Raw genomic sequence first — 2,681 nt, 5'->3', positions numbered from 1 at the left:
CGCTGCCTGCGCGACTCCTCGTGGCAGTCGCGCGTTGCCCGCCACACCCCCTGCGGGTGATTCGGGGTGGCTGAGCATCATTGCTAATCAGGAGCAGGGTTGAGCGATAATTACGTGCTGGGAGCTATCCAGTCCTCGATACGCAGGCCCGGTACTCGGTCGAACTCGCGTAGGTTGTTCGTGACCAGAATCAAGCCCTGTGAACGGGCATGCCCGGCAATCATCTGGTCGTAGGGGCCAATCGGTGTGCCTGCCTTAGCCAACTCTGCGCGAAGCTGACCTGTGTGTGCCGCGGCACTCTGGTCGTACTTCAGTACCTCCAGCCTTGCCGCAAAACCCTCGATATCCGCCAAGTTCCGCTCGGGGTTTGCGGATTTCTCCGCTCCGTAGATCAGCTCCATCAAGACTACCGTGCTAATGCACATCTGGCCATGGTAGCGCTTGAACGCTTCGCGCACCTGCTGAGGCCTGTTTTTGATGGTGAAGATGCAGATGTTGGTGTCGAGCATGAACTTGAGCATCAAAAGGCCTCTCGCTCCTGATCGGCAGGCTGCTCCCGTTCAGTCATGAAGTCGGCAGTGACGCCCTCGGCATCGAACCAGCTATCCCATGACTCACCCGCAGGGGTGATGATCCTGGCCCTGCCGACGGCAACAACATCGACACGCTTCACGTCATCAGGAAGCGCTACGGCTTTAGGCAGGCGCACCGCCTGACTGCGGTTACTCAAGAAAACAGAGCCTTGTTCCACGCTGCACCTCTTGGGATATGTTAAGCATATATCCCATGATAGGTCTAGCCATGGATATGTCAACGGGATATACGATTATTTCCCTGCCAGCCATCTGGCTTTCGATATTCCCCACCAAGAGGGAGGCTGAAGAGCGGCTGATTCCACCGCGGCTTTTGGAATGACGAGAAAATCTCCCCGGAGCAGCGGGTCGACGAATTGAACCTGCTCTACGTGGCCACCACCCGCGCCAGGCGACACCTGGTCATCAACGGCATCGTTCAGGCCATCGTCCGGATGGTGCACTCCAAGCCAAGGTAGCCAATGGCCAGCAGTAATGGGTAAGGTCGCCACCTGCTGGACTCTGCGGGACAAGGTGGCCGGCGAGGCGCAGGTCGAGCGGGAGGTAGTACGCCAAGGTGACTCCGGATCGCAGTTGGCTGGGCACAGCTTGTGCGATCAAGTGTGCAACTGGCGACTGCTGGCGAAGCGGTAGCTACTTTTGACGGCAGTTGCGACATATCTTGATGATGCTGCCCTCGAGGACCATCTGCACCTGCCGTGGCGTCATGGCATGACGCATCGTGAAAGAGGCCCCCTGCGTCGTGTTGACGACGGTGACACGGTCGCCGCTCCGGATCTCCTCGTTGATCTTGGGCAACGTGAGCCAGTCGCCGGGATGGATCGCATCGTAGTCGGCATCCTTTTCAAAACTCAGGGGCACGATGCCGAAGTTGCAGAGGTTCTGCCAGTGGATGCGCGCGAAACTCTTCGCCAGTACCGCGCGCACGCCGAGGTAGCGCGGGGCCAGAGCAGCGTGTTCGCGGCTCGAACCCTGGCCATAGTTCTCGCCGCCGACGATGAACGATGTACCGCCTTGCTGCTGCATCGCCCGGTCGTAATACCCCGAGTCGATTTGATAGAAGGTGAACTTCGCGATCTCGGGGATGTTGCTGCGCAAGGGCAAAACCTTCGCCCCCGCGGGCAGGATCTCGTCGGTGGAGACGTTGTTGCCGGTCTTGATCAGCACCGGTCCCGAGAGTGCGTCCGGAAGCGGGTTGAATTCGGGCAAGGAAGCGATGTTGGGCCCCTTGATCAGGGCGACAAGCCGACCGTCTTCGGCCGGTGGCGCGAGGGCCTCGGTATTGAGAACGTAGCGCTCGGGCTCCTTGAAGCGGGGGTAGGGAAAATCGAGCGTGCAGGGATCGGTGATGACCCCGGTGATCGCCGAGGCGGCCGCGGTCTCGGGGCTGCAGAGGTAGACCTGGTCTTCTTGGGTGCCCGAACGGCCGGGGAAGTTGCGCGGCATGGTGCGCAGGCTGATGCTTTGCGTCGCCGGGGCCTCGCCCATGCCGATACAGCCGCCGCACCCCGCCTGGTGGATGCGTGCGCCGCGGTGGATGAGGGTGCCGAGATAGCCCAGCGCGGTGAGATTTTCCAGGATCTGGCGCGAGGTGGGGTTGATGTCGAGAGAGACGTCCTCGTGGACGCCATGGTGCTCGAGCATCATCGCTACGATGGCAAAATCCCTCAGGCCCGGATTGGCCGAGGAGCCGACGACGCACTGGTGTACCGGCCTTCCGGCCACCTCGCTGACGGGAACGACGTTGCTGGGGCTGCTGGGACAGGCGATCAGCGGCACAAGCGTGGAGAGGTCGATCTCGATTTCCTCGCCGTAGGAAGATCCTTCGTCGGCGACGAGCTCGATCCACGCCTCTTCGCGGCCGCGGGAGGCGAGAAACGCCTTCAAGACGGCATCGGAAGGGAAGACGCTCGTCGTCGCTCCCAGTTCCGCTCCCATATTGGCGATGACGTGGCGGTCCATGGCACTCAGGCCTTGGAGTCCGTCGCCGTAATAAGTTAGTATACAAAATTAATCAGATATTTTTCGCCGTAACCTGATAGCACCTCGAGCACATGGCTGGTGAGTGACAGGAAGCTCTGGTAAGCC

The 2,681-nt window shown here is 60.6% G+C and carries 3 protein-coding genes; all 3 read right to left on the bottom strand.

What is annotated here, in order from left to right; all coding sequences use genetic code 11:
• Positions 1–110 precede the first annotated feature (110 nt).
• Positions 111–521, bottom strand: coding sequence for a type II toxin-antitoxin system tRNA(fMet)-specific endonuclease VapC (gene vapC / locus BMY22_RS23075; protein WP_090625644.1), 411 nt, complete (start codon positions 519–521; stop codon positions 111–113).
• Positions 521–751 carry a type II toxin-antitoxin system VapB family antitoxin gene (gene vapB, locus BMY22_RS23070; RefSeq protein WP_090625643.1) on the bottom strand — a complete coding sequence of 77 codons (231 nt, stop codon included), beginning with the start codon at positions 749–751 and terminating at the stop codon, positions 521–523. The genes vapC and vapB overlap by 1 nt, the downstream gene beginning before the upstream one ends.
• 475 nt (positions 752–1,226) lie before the next feature.
• On the bottom strand, positions 1,227–2,597 hold the full coding sequence (locus tag BMY22_RS23065) for an aconitase family protein (protein ID WP_279626398.1): 1,371 nt from the start codon (positions 2,595–2,597) through the stop codon (positions 1,227–1,229).
• Positions 2,598–2,681 lie beyond the last annotated feature (84 nt).

The sequence above is a fragment of the Azotobacter beijerinckii genome, assembly GCF_900110885.1.
In the GTDB taxonomy this organism is placed as follows: domain Bacteria; phylum Pseudomonadota; class Gammaproteobacteria; order Pseudomonadales; family Pseudomonadaceae; genus Azotobacter; species Azotobacter beijerinckii.
The sequence above is the reverse complement of the archived record's forward strand: the minus strand, read 5'-3'. Positions and strand labels throughout refer to the sequence as shown.

Coding starts and splice junctions, on each gene's coding strand:
- vapC (WP_090625644.1), bottom strand. CDS start 521: ATGCTCAAGTTCATGCTCGACACCAACATCTGCATCTTCACCATCAAA.